Origin of the sequence: Vibrio sp. 10N.261.55.A10 (genome assembly GCF_041470825.1) — a bacterium.
In the GTDB taxonomy this organism is placed as follows: Bacteria; Pseudomonadota; Gammaproteobacteria; order Enterobacterales; family Vibrionaceae; genus Vibrio; species Vibrio crassostreae_C.
Genome location: NZ_JBFRNC010000021.1, coordinates 81,604 through 95,895, shown reverse-complemented (window position 1 = coordinate 95,895; position 14,292 = coordinate 81,604). Strand labels below are relative to the sequence as shown.

The 14,292-nt window shown below is 45.2% G+C and carries 10 protein-coding genes; 3 read left to right on the top strand and 7 right to left on the bottom strand.

What is annotated here, in order from left to right; all coding sequences use genetic code 11:
* Positions 1-39: 39 nt before the first annotated feature.
* From AB4274_RS06075 to AB4274_RS06055, 5 genes are all read right to left on the bottom strand, one after another.
* The gene (locus AB4274_RS06075) at positions 40-1,857 is read right to left on the bottom strand and encodes a bifunctional molybdopterin-guanine dinucleotide biosynthesis adaptor protein MobB/molybdopterin molybdotransferase MoeA (RefSeq protein ID WP_372111331.1); all 1,818 of its coding nucleotides are present in this window, start codon (positions 1,855-1,857) and stop codon (positions 40-42) included.
* Positions 1,857-2,441 (bottom strand): molybdenum cofactor guanylyltransferase MobA, encoded by a 585-nt coding sequence (mobA, locus tag AB4274_RS06070; protein ID WP_017067176.1) that lies wholly within the window; start codon positions 2,439-2,441, stop codon positions 1,857-1,859. Before mobA ends, AB4274_RS06075 begins: the two co-directional genes overlap by 1 nt.
* Positions 2,419-3,138 carry an energy-coupling factor ABC transporter ATP-binding protein gene (locus AB4274_RS06065; RefSeq protein ID WP_004733775.1) on the bottom strand — a complete coding sequence of 240 codons (720 nt, stop codon included), beginning with the start codon at positions 3,136-3,138 and terminating at the stop codon, positions 2,419-2,421. Before AB4274_RS06065 ends, mobA begins: the two co-directional genes overlap by 23 nt.
* A 10-nt stretch (positions 3,139-3,148) precedes the next feature.
* Positions 3,149-3,847: an ABC transporter permease gene (locus tag AB4274_RS06060; RefSeq protein WP_017059610.1), complete on the bottom strand. Its 699-nt coding sequence runs from the start codon at positions 3,845-3,847 to the stop codon at positions 3,149-3,151.
* A gap of 210 nt (positions 3,848-4,057) precedes the next feature.
* A complete protein-coding gene (locus AB4274_RS06055; protein WP_017068185.1) occupies positions 4,058-4,864 on the bottom strand; it encodes a substrate-binding domain-containing protein in 807 nt (268 codons plus the stop codon).
* A gap of 302 nt (positions 4,865-5,166) precedes the next feature.
* On the opposite strand from AB4274_RS06055, the gene AB4274_RS06050 reads away from it, so the two are divergent.
* The 3 genes from AB4274_RS06050 (at position 5,167) to AB4274_RS06040 (ending at position 10,540) form a co-directional block, all read left to right on the top strand.
* Positions 5,167-6,630, top strand: a complete 1,464-nt coding sequence (locus tag AB4274_RS06050) for a sigma-54 dependent transcriptional regulator (protein WP_029235435.1) — start codon at positions 5,167-5,169, stop codon at positions 6,628-6,630.
* Entirely contained in the window at positions 6,620-8,647 is a 2,028-nt protein-coding gene (locus AB4274_RS06045; protein ID WP_017059613.1) for a cache domain-containing protein, read from the top strand. The genes AB4274_RS06050 and AB4274_RS06045 overlap by 11 nt, the downstream gene beginning before the upstream one ends.
* Before the next feature lie 273 nt (positions 8,648-8,920).
* Positions 8,921-10,540, top strand: coding sequence for a methyl-accepting chemotaxis protein (locus AB4274_RS06040; RefSeq protein WP_372111328.1), 1,620 nt, complete (start codon positions 8,921-8,923; stop codon positions 10,538-10,540).
* Between the two features lie 130 nt (positions 10,541-10,670).
* On the opposite strand, the gene AB4274_RS06035 is transcribed toward AB4274_RS06040, so the two are convergent.
* Together AB4274_RS06035 and AB4274_RS06030 are read right to left on the bottom strand one after the other, a co-directional pair.
* On the bottom strand, positions 10,671-11,558 hold the full coding sequence (locus tag AB4274_RS06035) for a mechanosensitive ion channel family protein (protein ID WP_048612067.1): 888 nt from the start codon (positions 11,556-11,558) through the stop codon (positions 10,671-10,673).
* Between the two features lies 1 nt (position 11,559).
* The gene (locus tag AB4274_RS06030; RefSeq protein WP_372055927.1) at positions 11,560-13,905 is read right to left on the bottom strand and encodes an ATP-binding protein; all 2,346 of its coding nucleotides are present in this window, start codon (positions 13,903-13,905) and stop codon (positions 11,560-11,562) included.
* Between the last annotated feature and the right edge of the window lie 387 nt (positions 13,906-14,292).

Sequence of the window (14,292 nt, the reverse complement as noted above, 5' to 3'; positions counted from 1 at the left end):
GTATATTGAGAAGCTATGGTAAATCTAGGTCGTGCTAAATCAAACACGACCTTGCAGAGGAATGATCGTCACTGTCTCGCCAACTTTCACAGTATCAACTGCTGGAGAGATTTCGATTAAGCAGTTCGCTTCACTCATTGAACGCAGAATACCTGAACCTTGCCTGCCCGTTGTTTTCACTTCAAGCACGCCAGATTCATTCATCGAGAACACACCACGGCTAAATTCAGTACGGCCTTGGCGTGAGCGCAGTTGTTCAGTTGCTACAGCATTTGCTTTTACTGGTGTCCAGTTCGTTTGACCTTGAAGCTTGCGGATCGCAGGCTCAACAAAGTTAATGAACGACACCATCACAGCAACAGGGTTACCCGGTAAACCAAAGAACGGCTTGTTCTCAATCTTACCGTAAGCCAATGGGCGACCTGGACGCATGTTGATACGCCAGAAGTTGATTTCACCCAGTTTATCTAACGCAAGCTTGATGTAATCCGCATCACCAACAGACACACCACCAGAAGTCAAAACCATATCGGTTTCAAGCGACGCAGAATGCAGCACATCCATCATCTTCTGCTCATCATCTTCAATGATGCCGTAATCGACGATGTCACAGCCGAGCTTTTGAAGCATGCCGATAATAGTAAAACGATTTGAGTCATAGATAGAGTTTGGTTTTTGCTCGTGACCCGGCGCTTGAACTTCATCACCCGTAGAGAACACACCCACTTTCACTTTACGCAGAACAGGGCAGGTACCAAAACCTAACGACGCCATCATGCCCATTTCTGGCGCTTCAATGCGTGTGCCACGTGTAAAGACAGGTTGGCCGATTTCTAAATCTTCACCTGCCATACGGACATTTTGTCCAACCGAGATTTTAGCATCAGGGAAGCTAACTTTATCGCCATCTTGGACGGCTTGTTCACGCATCACGACAACATCAACGCCTTCTGGCATTGGTGCGCCGGTCATGATTTTAACGGCTTCACCTTGTTGCACGATTTGCTCGTAGCTGTGACCCGCCATGACTTCAGCAACGATGTTGTAACTGTCCAATTCTAGATCTTCACTACGAATTGCATAACCGTCCATTGCAGAGTTGGTATTCTGAGGAACGTTGATTGGCGAAATCACATCTTCAGCCAGCACGCGGCCGTAGCCTTGCAGTAATTCAACACTCTCTGTGAGATCGAGTGCGTCAATGCTATCAACAATCTTTTGTTGGCCTTGAGTAACGGTTAAACCTGCAGGAGAGAACGAATCACAACAAACAGCTGGCGCTGCGTCTTTTGAAGGTGAGCATGACACGGCTCTGCCTGTTGTAGAGACAAGGTCAAAGGACTGCGCGTAATCGATGATGAAATCACGAATCGCTTCTAAGTCGCTGATCGCCATTTGTGGCAGCTCTGATTCAACTTGGCTGTCTGCCGCGATAGCAATAATGTTGTTATCGTTTGGATATAACCAAGGTTTGCCCACTTCATCTCGGTGCAGTTCAATTTTAGGGAAGGCGATGTTCTTACAGCCTTCAACCAAAATCAGATCAAGCGTGTTGGTATCAAATCGAGTCAGCAGGTAATAAAAATCTGCTTCGGCTTCTGGTGTTTCTGTCATCATCACGTGACGATTACGAGAAGCAATCAACATTTGGTTCGCGCCCGCTTTACGTAAGCGGTAACTGTCTTTACCCGGCTTATCGACATCAAAATCGTGGTGAGCATGTTTTAACACGCCAACTTTTAAACCCGCATCAGTCAACAGAGGAAGCAGGGCTTCAAGTACGGTCGTTTTGCCTGTACCGCTATAAGCAGCAAAGCCCAATAAAGGAAGGTTAGGGCGTTGTTTAGAATCTTTCATTATTGAAGCGTTCCGAATTGGGTGAGTTCTTCTGGCGTATTCAAGTTTACAAAGCAGTTAGGAGAATCGCTAAAATCAACGTATTCGGTGACACACTCTTTGTATAGCAAGATGATTTTACGATCACCACGTTCCAAAAACGCTTCTAACTTTGGTAGAACACGCTTGTGGAATAGGGTGAATACAGGTTGCTTAAATTCGCCATCATGCGCGACAAGAATGTCGCTGTCTTCTTTAACTGCAGAACAAAAACGCTCAACAAGGTCGTCACTGATTTGTGGGCTGTCACAAGGAACGAAGCCAACCCAGTCTGTGTTCGCGTTTTTAAGGCCAGCATGAATGCCACCCAACGGACCTGGGTAGTCAGGGAAAGAATCGGAAACAACCGGAGCAAATGCTTGGTAACTGTCTAAGTTACGATTGGCATTGATAGTGATGCTGACATCTTGTTGTGACAGCTTGTTTATAACGTATTGAATAAGCGGAGAACCGTTGAGCTCAACAAGTCCTTTATCTTTTCCGCCCATGCGGCTGGCCTGTCCGCCAGCCAAAATAACCCAACTAGTTTGCGTTGGAAGCAGCATAAATATTCTCTTGTGCTTTATCTTTCTGAATAACTTGCAGAAGCGGCGATTCGGTCAAAGTATTGTCTTTGATCCACCATTGCTTCTTACATAAGTCGGTTAACGCGTTAGTTTGGTGACTAGTGATGACTAAACTCGCGCCTCTTTGAAGAAGATCTTCGGCCATTATCACCAATCTTTCAATAGATTCTTTGTCTAAAGAGGCACTTGGTTCATCCATAAGCAAGATTGACGGCTTAAGAATCCAGGCTCGTGCCATTGCAACGCGTTGACGCTCACCACCAGACAACACAGAAATGTGTTCATCTGCCAAGGTTTCTAAACCTACCATTCTCAATGCATTAATTATTTGAGCTCGCTTATCTTTTTGGCTCTCTTTGTTAAAGCGAATGCCATAAGCGACATTTTGGTACACCGAACCATCAAAAAGATAGGGGGTTTGATGCAGGTAGATAATGTCTTTGAACTTGAGCCTAGGGAATAAGATCTGCTGCCAGCTTTGTGTCGGAGACTGAATGCGGCCAGAGCTGGGCTGAATCAATCCAGACAATATTTTAAGTAGGGTCGTTTTACCCACACCATTATCTCCTTTGAGATAAATGGCATCGTTGGGGCCGATCGACAATTCGGGAATATGGAACAAAACACGCTCTTTGTAGCGCATTGAAATTTGCTGCGTTGTTATTTTTATACTCATGACAGCGTTCCTAAGTTCTTAAATAGCCTTTTCCTCTCACACTGGAAAGGAAAAAGTTAAGGGCTAATGCCAATGCTAATAACACCATACCGAGGGCGACGCCTTGAGCGAATGCGCCTTTGTGGCTTTCCATAGCGATAGCTGTTGGGATGTTTCTTGTCATCCCCATAATGTTGCCACCGACCATCATTGAACAACCAACCTCAGTGACGATACGAGAGAAGGCAGCGATAGTTGCAGCTAAAAGAGGGAAGCGCGTTTCCCAAATTAACGTACACGCCACACGAGTCGTTGATACGCCAAGCGTGCGCGCCGTTTCAACCGCTCGGCGGTCACTGGCCTGCAGAGCGCCGTGCATCATCGCGACTAGGATTGGGAAACAGATCAGCATCTGACCTAGAATCATCGCCTTTTGGGTGAACAGTAATTCCCAATCACCTAACGGGCCAGAGCGAGAGAGCATCATGTACATCAACAAACCGATAACCACGGTTGGGATAGCTTGCAGGGTGTTGATCACCGATAATAATGCCCACTTCCCGGGGAACTCGGTATAAGCCAATAAGAAAGCCATGATGATTGCAGGAATAATCACTAATGAGATGGCGGACAAAGATACGCTGAAAGATACCGCGACGATTTTCCACAATTCGTGGTCAAAACTCACTAGTAGGTTCATTGCATCAATCGTTGTTTGCCATAGGGTCATGAAGTATCTCGTGTGAATCGATAATAGGTCTTTATCGGTAATGACTGATGTTAATCATAGCTGACACAATATTATTGAGCCTATATTGGCCAGCTATTGTTTCTTTAAATGCTTCAGTTAACTGGTTAGTTAAGCGTAGTGCTAATTGGAATTAGTACTTACAACAAACCATTCTCAGCTTGTTATAAACGAATCTACGCTGACGAAAAACTACTCTGCGCTCGCTACAAACAGCTGTTTGCCATGCAGTTTAAAGTCGTTAATCAGTTTCTGACCTTTAGGGTTCACCAACCAATCACTGAATACTTTCGCTGCTTGGTAGTTAATGCTTGGGTAGCGCTCTGGGTTAACAAGGATTACTTGGTAAGGGTTGAATAGGTTCTTGTCACCTTGGAAAAGGATTTTAAGATCCAGTTTGTTTTGGTAAGCCAACCATGTGCCACGGTCTGTCATGGTGTAGCCTTGCATTTCAGACGCCATGTTCAGAGTAGGGCCCATGCCTTGACCAACACTGCGGTAGCCACCAAAGTTTGGTTCCATTTTGGTCTGTGCCCAAATGCCCATCTCTTTCTTGTGCGTGCCTGAATCGTCACCACGAGACACAAACGTCGCGTTGTTGGTTGCGATTGCTTTGAATACATCAGCTACAGCTTTTTGAGATTCAATTTTTGCTGGGTCACTTTGAGGGCCCACAATCACAAAGTCGTTGTACATCAGCTTACGAGGTAAAACGCCGTAGCCTTTTTCTACGAAATTCGCTTCAGCTTTTGGTGCGTGAGTCATTACCAAATCAACATCACCATTTTCGCCCATGCGAAGTGATTTACCGGTACCCGCAGCTAGAACATCAACCTTGATACCAGAATCTTTTTCGAACTCAGGCAATAAGTAGTCCAGTAGACCAGAGTGATAAGTACTTGTGGTTGTCGCCAACTTAATATGAGTGGTGTCTTCCGCGCTGCTAGCCGTGTAACTGACGATAGATAGAGCTGCAATAGTTAGGGGAATTGCTTTCATTATTATTATGTCCATTCTGTTATAAATGAATGACATGCCTTCAATTTTAAAGGGCTCAAAGAGGGCATGTGCATAAGACGCTAATTGTTGTAATTAGAAATCTACACCTTATAAGCAATCTTAATGCCAACAAATAATGCATCAGATTTCTTTAAATTGCTGTTATTTCGGACAAAACTGAGTCTTTTACCCCGTTAAAATGAATCAAAACATGAGCTAGGACAAAATGTCGCACATTGTCCCTGTTGGAGAAAAGGTTAATTGGTACACTCTGTCCCAACTTTTCTCACCGGCTAATCATTATGTCTTTACCTAGTTCATCTGCATCCAATCTCAACCCGAACACATTGACTCAGTATCAGGCCTTTTCCGTTTTGGTCGTCGATGATGAATTGGGTATGCAGGCTATCTTAAAGAAAGCACTAGGTAAGTTCTTTGGCAAGGTGTCGAGCGCAGGGTCGGTTGAAGAGGCTGAAACGCTGCGTTCAAGCGAACATTTTGATCTGATTGTCCTTGATATCAACCTACCAGGCCGCTCTGGCATTGAGTGGGAAGAGGCGTTTAACGACAACGACAAACGCGCCGATGTGATTTTCATGACGGGTTATGCCGATCTAGAGATGACCATATCCGCGCTTAAGCTTGGTGCTTCAGATTTTATTCTTAAGCCGTTCAACCTCGAACAGATGATACAAGCGGTTCTGCGTTGTATGGATAAGCGACTCGACCAAAGAATGCAGTACGCGTTGAAGCGTGATGTGAGTCGTCATATCAAGACTGAACTGATTGGCAATTCAGACAAGACCAAACAACTTAAATTGCTGATCAGTCAATTTGCACCGTCTCGAGCGTCCGTCTTGATAGAAGGTGAGTCGGGTACCGGCAAAGAGCTGGTTGCTCGTGGTGTACATGAAGCCAGTAAACGCACAGGTCCATTTGTGCCAATCAACTGTGGTGCAATTGCTCCAGAGCTTCTAGAAAGTGAACTGTTTGGACATACCTCAGGCGCATTTACTGGTGCGAAGAAAAACCGTGAAGGTCTTTTCCGAGTCGCAAGTGGTGGCACCTTGTTCCTTGATGAAATTGGTGAAATGCCACTGCCAATGCAAGCTGCATTGCTACGCGTGTTAGAGCAAAGAACCATTCGTCCAGTCGGTAGCGAAAAGGAAATTTCCGTTGACGTACGAGTGGTGGCGGCGACCAACCGAAATCTTCAAGAAGAGGTCGATAAAGGGCACTTCCGCCGCGATCTGTTCTACCGACTCAATGTACTTAAGATTGATGTGGTGCCATTGAGAGAGCGCCCGTCAGACCTGATTGAACTTGTTCCATACTTTACTCGTCTTTTATCGAGCGAGCTTGGCATGCCAGTTCCAAATTGGGCACATGAAGATATCTTGGCGTTGAACGAATACGAATGGCCGGGAAATATTCGTGAACTTAAAAACTTAGTCGAACGATGCATTCTTTTAGACAAGCCACCAGCACACTATTGGCGCGAGATTAATGGTGATCCTGTTCCCGCTAGCATTTCAGTGACGGTGTCACATGGTGCGGAAATGCCAAACTTGAATAATGCAGACGCTGCCGAGGGTTATCCAAACACTTGGACACTCAAAGAAGTAGAAAAATCTCATATAGAACAGCTGGTTAGTTTTCATGATGGCAATAAATCGGCAGCTGCAAGAGATCTTGGCGTCGCACGTAAAACGCTAGAGCGTAAGTACAAAGATTGGAACACAGAAGGCTCTGAATATGCCGATTAGACGTCGTTGGTGGTCAAAGTGGGCGTTCCGATTCAAAACCATGGTTCGCTACCGATTATTATTCCTTACATCTGCTCCGATCATTCTGACCTTGTGCGCGCTTGTGGCTATCACACTGTATTGGTCAATACATTACACGTGGCAGGGCGCTCTGATTGATGTCGATGAGCGTTTGGATGTTGCCGATAACAGTATTCACCTGATCCAAAATCAGCAAGCATACAACGTTCGTGCGTTCGCCGAGTCTTATAACTTTCGAACCAAACTCGCGAGTGATCTTTCACACGAAGAGCTAACTCGCTGGGTGTCTGAGAACAAATCTCGCTATGAGCTCGATTTTCTGCGCTGGCGCAGTGTCGAGAGCATGGAAAAGAAACTCGAATATCTAAACTTAACTCACAAGCCTTCATTTTTCAGTGTCTTAAGCCGTAATGAACTCAATTATCTCGATCGTGACCTCGCTAAAAAAGCGGAAGTTCCGATGCTCAACGGGCAAGAGGTCGAGACTCGCGGATTGGTAAGCCGAACCGTTGTATCCATCAAAGATGAACATGATCATGTGATTGGTTTTCTGGATGGTGGGATCTTACTGAATAACAGCACTCAACTTGTTGACCAAATCAGTAACCTTATCTATCCACAACGAGAAGGGTTTAATCGTCATATTGGTACGGTCACGGTCTTCCTTGATGATCTTCGCGTCAGCACCAACGTGCCTTTGAGCAGTGAAGACAGTGTAGGGCGCGCGATTGGTACACGTGTTTCTCACGAGGTTCACTCGAAAGTCTTGAATGAAGGTAAAGAGTGGCTAGATCGAGCGTATGTTTACGATGCTTGGTATATCACAGCTTACCAACCAATCCATGACCAGTTTAACAATGTGATTGGCATGCTTTACACCGGTTATTTGATTTGGCCGCTGATAGAAACCTACTTGACCAACCTTGGCGAAATCAGCATTACCATTGTGTTGCTGCTGTTGGCATCCGGCTTGATCGTTCACCGTGGTGCGCGTGATCTTTTTAACCCAATTGAACGCATTCATAAGGTCGTCAAGCTAGTACAGATGGGGCAAGACAAGCGCATTGGTACGCTAGGTTTGGATGATCAACACGAACTGACACTGCTCGCTAAACAATTCGACAAGATGTTGGATCTACTGCACGAGCGCAATCAAGAGATTCAACAAGCGGCGTCTGAACTAGAGTGCAAAGTGCATTCTCGTACCGCGAGTTTGAAAGAGAAAACTGAAGAACTCGAACTGCATATCAAGCTTCTCAATCAAGCCAGAGATAAGCTGGTGGTCAATGAAAAGCTAGCCGCGTTAGGTGAATTAACAGCAGGCATTGCTCATGAGATCAATAACCCAACCGCCGTGATTCTTGGCAACGTTGAACTGATGAAGTTTGAACTGGGCGATGAAGTGAGCCGTGTAGACGAGGAAGTCCACGCGATCATGGAGCAGATTGACCGAATTCGAAATATCACACGAAGCCTGCTTCAATACAGCCGTCACGGTGGCGTACAAGACGAAATTACGTGGCAACATATCAATCCAATTGTCGATGAAAGTATTACGCTCGTAAAAACAGGTGCGAAGAAGAAAGGCATTGTGTACGTATCACAGCTGAACGCTAAAACCTCAGTCGAAGTCAATCGAAACCAATTGCTACAGATTCTGGTTAACCTACAAATGAACGCGATTCATGCAATGGACGGTCAGGGCACGTTAACCATTTCGAGTGAAGACTGGGTTGAAAATGGCGTGTCTCACGGCGCTATCGTTCATGTTCAAGATGAAGGCTGCGGTATTAAGGAAGAACAACTGAAACGTATTTTCTCGCCTTTCTATACCACCAAACGTGATGGCACAGGCTTAGGGTTGTCAGTGTCTCAGAGTATCTTGAGCCAAACTGGCGGCGAGATCCGAGTTGAATCGGAGGTAGGTAAGGGAAGTTGCTTTAGTATCTATCTTCAACAGAAAGCGACGCCTCAATTGCTAGTATCAAACCTATAAGTTCTAAGAACCAATTCACTGATATCATCATCTGATAATATTTCTAACGCGCCTGGGCTATTGCACGAACGTTTTAGCCCAAGCACGAAAATTCCGCACTATTAATCTATCTCAAACCAAATCTCAACCTCTGCCGGTTTGACGAGCACCTCTTTTTGGTTATGTAACACAGTGTATATCTTTTGATCTTGATGCATATCATCTGAACTGTACGAAATTTTGATACCTTGGCCGAAAATCCATAATCAAAACAAATAATAAAGTCAGCCAGCTATGAAATTAAGTAACTTATCTATCAAATCAAAACTCGTCTCCATCGTCATTTTATCGGTTGTTCTATTGGTAATGGCGTCCACTTTTAATCTATTGCAGCAGCGTGCGAGTTCCATGCAAGAGCGCCAAGATAAGCTCAGTGCTCAAGTCGAAACTGCAGTCAGCTTAGCGAGCTACTATTACAACCAACGTAATGTGCTCGGTGAAGAGGTCGCAAAGAAACAAGCACTTCAAGCGATCGAAACCCTTCGTTATGACACCACCAATTACTTCTGGATCTTAAACCAGCAACTCAACGTTGTTATCCATCCATTAAAGCCTGAACTCAATGGCAAGAACGCGGGTAACTTTAAAGATGGTGCGGGGAAACACCACTGGCGTGAGATGGTCACCATTTCTCGTACTCCAGAAGAGAAAGGCTTTCTTGATTACCAATGGATGAGCCCGCAAGGTGAACTCAAAGACAAGATCTCCTACGTACAACTGTTCCCAGAGTGGAATTGGATTGTTGGCTCGGGCATCCTAGTTGCGGACATCCAAGAGGCGTTCTATGCATTGGCGCTCAAAGAGGGATTGGTTGCGGTCGTATTGTCAGGCTTGTTGTTTGCGATGGGTTACGCAATTTCAAATAATATCCTAGTGCCACTTAACAAGCTTATCGACAACACCCACAAAATTGCTGATGGCGATCTTCGTGTACGCATGAACATGACACGCAAAGATGAACTGGGCGATATGAGTCAGCAAATTGATACCATGCTCGACAAACTGCAAAGCACGCTTCGCACAGCCAATGAATCGGCGGATTTGTCCAGCAACATGGCGAGCCACATTGCTCAAGCCAGTGAAGAAGCAGCAACCAGTGTTAACTCACAACATGCACAGCTTGAATTACTATCGACTGCAATGACAGAGATGAGTGCAACCATTTCCGATGTCGCTGTGAATGCCGAGAATACCGCAGCGAGCACCAATAAGGTTGTTGACCACGCAAACCAGAACGACCAAAACATGCAGGTAACGTCTGAGACTATATCTCAGGTTTCAGAGAACATTTCGACCGCGAACAACTTAGTCAGAGATCTTCAATCAGGCGTCACCGAAATAAGCCAAGTCGTTGGTGTGATTCGTGATGTATCAGAACAAACGAACTTGTTAGCGCTCAACGCAGCAATAGAAGCGGCACGTGCAGGAGAGCAAGGCAGAGGATTCGCAGTGGTTGCTGATGAAGTTCGAAATCTTGCTAGCCGCACTCAAAATTCAACTAACGAAGTGCAATCCACGATTGAGAAACTGACTCAACAAGCAGAACGGACCTTTAAGGCAATGCAAAGCAGTAACGAGAAGGTTGATCACAGTGTTGTCGCGTCTAACGAAACTCGTCAACAACTCGATGTGATTGTGAATGAACTGCATAACGCCAATGACATGGTGGCACAAATTGCCGCAGCCTCGGAGCAGCAAAGCACGGTAGCCACTGAAATGAGTGAAAGTGTTACTGGGATTAATCTCGCTGCAAATGAGGTACTCCAAGCCTCACAATCGCTCGCAGAAGACAGTCAGAAAATGGCGAACACTACAGAACACCTTACTGAGCAATTGAAATACTTTAAGGTTTAGCATCAATAGGACTATTAGCTTAAAGATAAAAAGCTCATAAAAAACACCTCCGCACTTGCGATAAGTTCGGAGGTGTTTTTATTTATGGCTAGTCATTTGCTATAAGCAACAAACGTCTAAAGCATCAAGCCTAATGCGCCGCTACTGAAATTTTCGGTGGGTTGATGTTGTGCTTCTTAAACTCTTTCATCACACGCAAAGTAATGTCGGTTTCAAACAGCTTCTCATACGCAGTATCCACAACGTAAGCCTTACAAGTTAGCTGTATTGCTAGGTAGTTATCGGTAATCGTCTGTTTAACCAAAACCGTTACAGGTTTCGGCAAGTGGATATAACGACTTGAAGACGCCGCTTCTTGAATCAGATCGCGGGCTAGGGTGATGTCTTCATCCATACCAACGTAAAACGGAATCACCACCTGCATGTCCAACGCACCGTAGTTACCACTGGTGGTCACTTCATTTAAGAACTTGTTGTTCGGAATGGTAATGATGTCATCGTTCAGGGTTCTCATTCGCACTGAACGCAAACCAATGGTAATGATATCACCGTAGTTGCCTTCGAACGTGACGCGGTCACCAACTTGAAAGGGCCTATCAATCATTACCGTGATGCCCGCGATGAATGAAGCTGCCAAATCTTTAAGCGCAAAGCCGACTGACACGGCGAGGGTACCACCAATCAAAGCCAGTATTTGGTCGTTGATTCTAAAGCTCATCATGAACACTATAAGACCTGTGCTCACATAGATAAAGAACTGAGTAAACGACTGCAGTTTCTGTAGCAGCATTCGGTATTGCACGAATTGGCTACCAAAACTGGTCACCATTGAGTTGATGAACTTGAGCAGTAACCACATCGCAGCAATAACGATCATGGAGAAGAACACGCCGCTCCATCGCACTAGGCTAGCTATCTTTGAGATGTTTTCTACATTGGCTAACTCTTCCGTCGCAAAGGTCGGGAAACTGACAGCACTTGCCAAGCCAACAAATAGTAGGATAAATAACTTCTTCATTTTACTTCACCAGTAGATGTTGACGGTCGAGAACGTTAGTAATGTGGCGGAACCAGTGCTCGGAAATTCGAGCCTTTTCTTCATGCCAACCAATATAACCACGGCTTTCAAAGTAACGCAGAATACCGGTTATCTCAGCCGTACTTAGCTGCGTACAATCAGACAATACTTCCGGAGAAGCGATTTCCAATTGCACGATAGAACGAAGCACAGCCAACATAGGTTTTGGCATGTTTTCCAGCTCCTGTGCTTCAGGAACATGGAACAAGCGCACCACTGCTTGATCGGTATCTTTGTTTCGATTCAAAGAGAGTCGGAAGAAGCGAAGAGCAACGGTAGGGTTACCATCAGAGTAATGCCACAAGATTCGGTAGAAACCTTGGCGGGCGCGATCTTCCTCGCTCATGTCATCTTGGTCCCACTGTTTAGGCACCACTAAACCATCAAACGATAACGGCTTCTCAAGCTCCGTATTGATACGGCTGTTTAAAAGCTCACCGACTTGTTTCTCAGTCCAACGTGGTAGAAAACACACCAAATCAAACAGCAGACGTTCACCACGCGCACGATCGACAAATCGCCAGCTCGATTTAGCAATCGAAATCACGATACGGTGGTTCTTTTTAGAACGGCGCAATAGGTTGGTTAAACGGATCAAATCAGACAAGCCGCCAACCATTGGCTTAACTAGACGTTGTGCATTGTCGATCGCAATCAGGTACGTGGTCTTGCTTTTACGAAGATGCGCCAAGATCTGAATCTCAGTCGCTTTTTCTTCCAAACCGATGCTCACCGCTAGATGTGCTAACAGCTCTTGGTAACCCGCGTAAGGGCAACTTACGTAGACAGGCTCAGCGTTAGAGACTTTGTGCAGCAGGGTATAAAGCAGCGTTGTTGCGCCCACACCACGTTCACCTGAAACAATACAGATAGCAGGGCTGTCTGACATCAAGTAGCGAGACAGTTGCTTAACCTCATCACCGGCGTAATCAATCAGCGTGCTGTCGATATTACCCGGTAGGATGTATTCATAGGTTTGATCGCCTTTGATTCGAACCAAGTTTTGCTGATTCTTGTCAAGGTCAGACTGCTTAGCCACTTCAATTCTAAACAGGTACGCCAAAGCTTGGCTAAACAGTGTGTAATTAGACAGTAAGGCCATGATGCGGTGTTGGAAGTTGTAAACACTCAACCATACGATGCCAATGGCCGTCGCCAATATATTAAGTAAGAAGGTATCCTTGCGGTTTACTGCCCAGTTCACCCATACCGGACGATCAGAGATGTGTTGCAGCGTATCGAAGACTTTCGCACGCCATAATCTAAGCACTGAAATGGTAACCAGTACAAACCAGAAAAATAGGGCGCTGTAGATCCAGCTATAGATAGTGCCTTTGCCTAGCGTGATACTCGATATTTGCAAAGTCACACCCGCAACAATGAAGCTCCAAACATAACGGCGAATGGTCGATAGGCGCAGCGCAATCACTTCTTGATTAGATGTGCGGCCCAAACGATACGCAAATTCCAAAATAAAGCTGATAGCAATCGAACCACCTAGAATCCACCAAGTGAAGATCTCAAGGAAAATCAGGTGTTGCAGGCTAGGGATGCTGGAGAGCACTCTTAGAGAAAGCGTAATCGCAATTAACCAAGCAATCGCACGATCAGCGCGGCTGATGTACCAGATCACACGTACTAAAAATGGAGGGTTCGTTTTCGCTTCAAGAAAATTAATTCTGAACAATTCGATCAAGCGAGTGCTGTTGGCAAGCCACCACGCTAAACCAAAATAGATAAACAACACTTTTAACGATGCACCAATCACAGGCACTGGCGAAATAAAGATGTCTTTAACGAGCGCTTTAAAGCTACGAATCTGGAAGTAAACAAGATACTCAATGTTGAGCTTGGTTAATTCCCACTCTTGTTTAAATTGAGTTACGCCGTAAGGGCCAAAACCCGTTAGGCGCTCTTTATTAGCGGAGTTCGTCTGCTCTAACAGGTGTTGCTTGCTCACATTCAAGCTATTCAACGTGACGTAGCTGGTTTGAACGGCAAACCATTGTTCGGCGTCGTTGTTTGCTCTGTAGGCTTTTATCTGTTGCTCGAAGGTTTTGATTTCCTGCTTTTGAACTTGTAGCACTTCAGCGAGCAATATATTGACTTGGCGTCTGTCCGACGGCTCCATAAAGAGGGGGTCGGGTAACGAATCAATTCGATCATCGAGATCAACAGCAGAATCGGATACCTGCGGCTGAGATTGTAAGTCATATTCCAAGTTGGCATGACTAGGCCAAGAGAGAATGGCCAAAGTGAGGATTAAGAAGCGCGATAGTGAACGCATAAAAGTCTCTTAGAATTATGAGGTTAGGATTACTATAGTTAGATAATCTGACTTTGTGAAATCCAACCCCGTGTCGGGGGCGAGTACTTTATTCCTGTTTCGAGCGATTTTGTCATGAAATTGTCAGGGATTAGGCTAGTATTTGAGCATCTTTATTATGTCTTCTGTTGCGTTGATCGGGTTGGCTTTTACTGTGACCAATCAGCATACGATATATTCAATGGTTGGCATGATTTGGGACGTTATATACCGCCCATTATGGTGCGCTGTTCGATATTTTGTTTTTCCTTAAAATCGACGGTTTTACGGCGATAAATAGAAAACCAAAAATGTGAGTCAGTTCAAACTATGATTTGGCTAGGTTATCACTCACTTAATGGCCAGTAA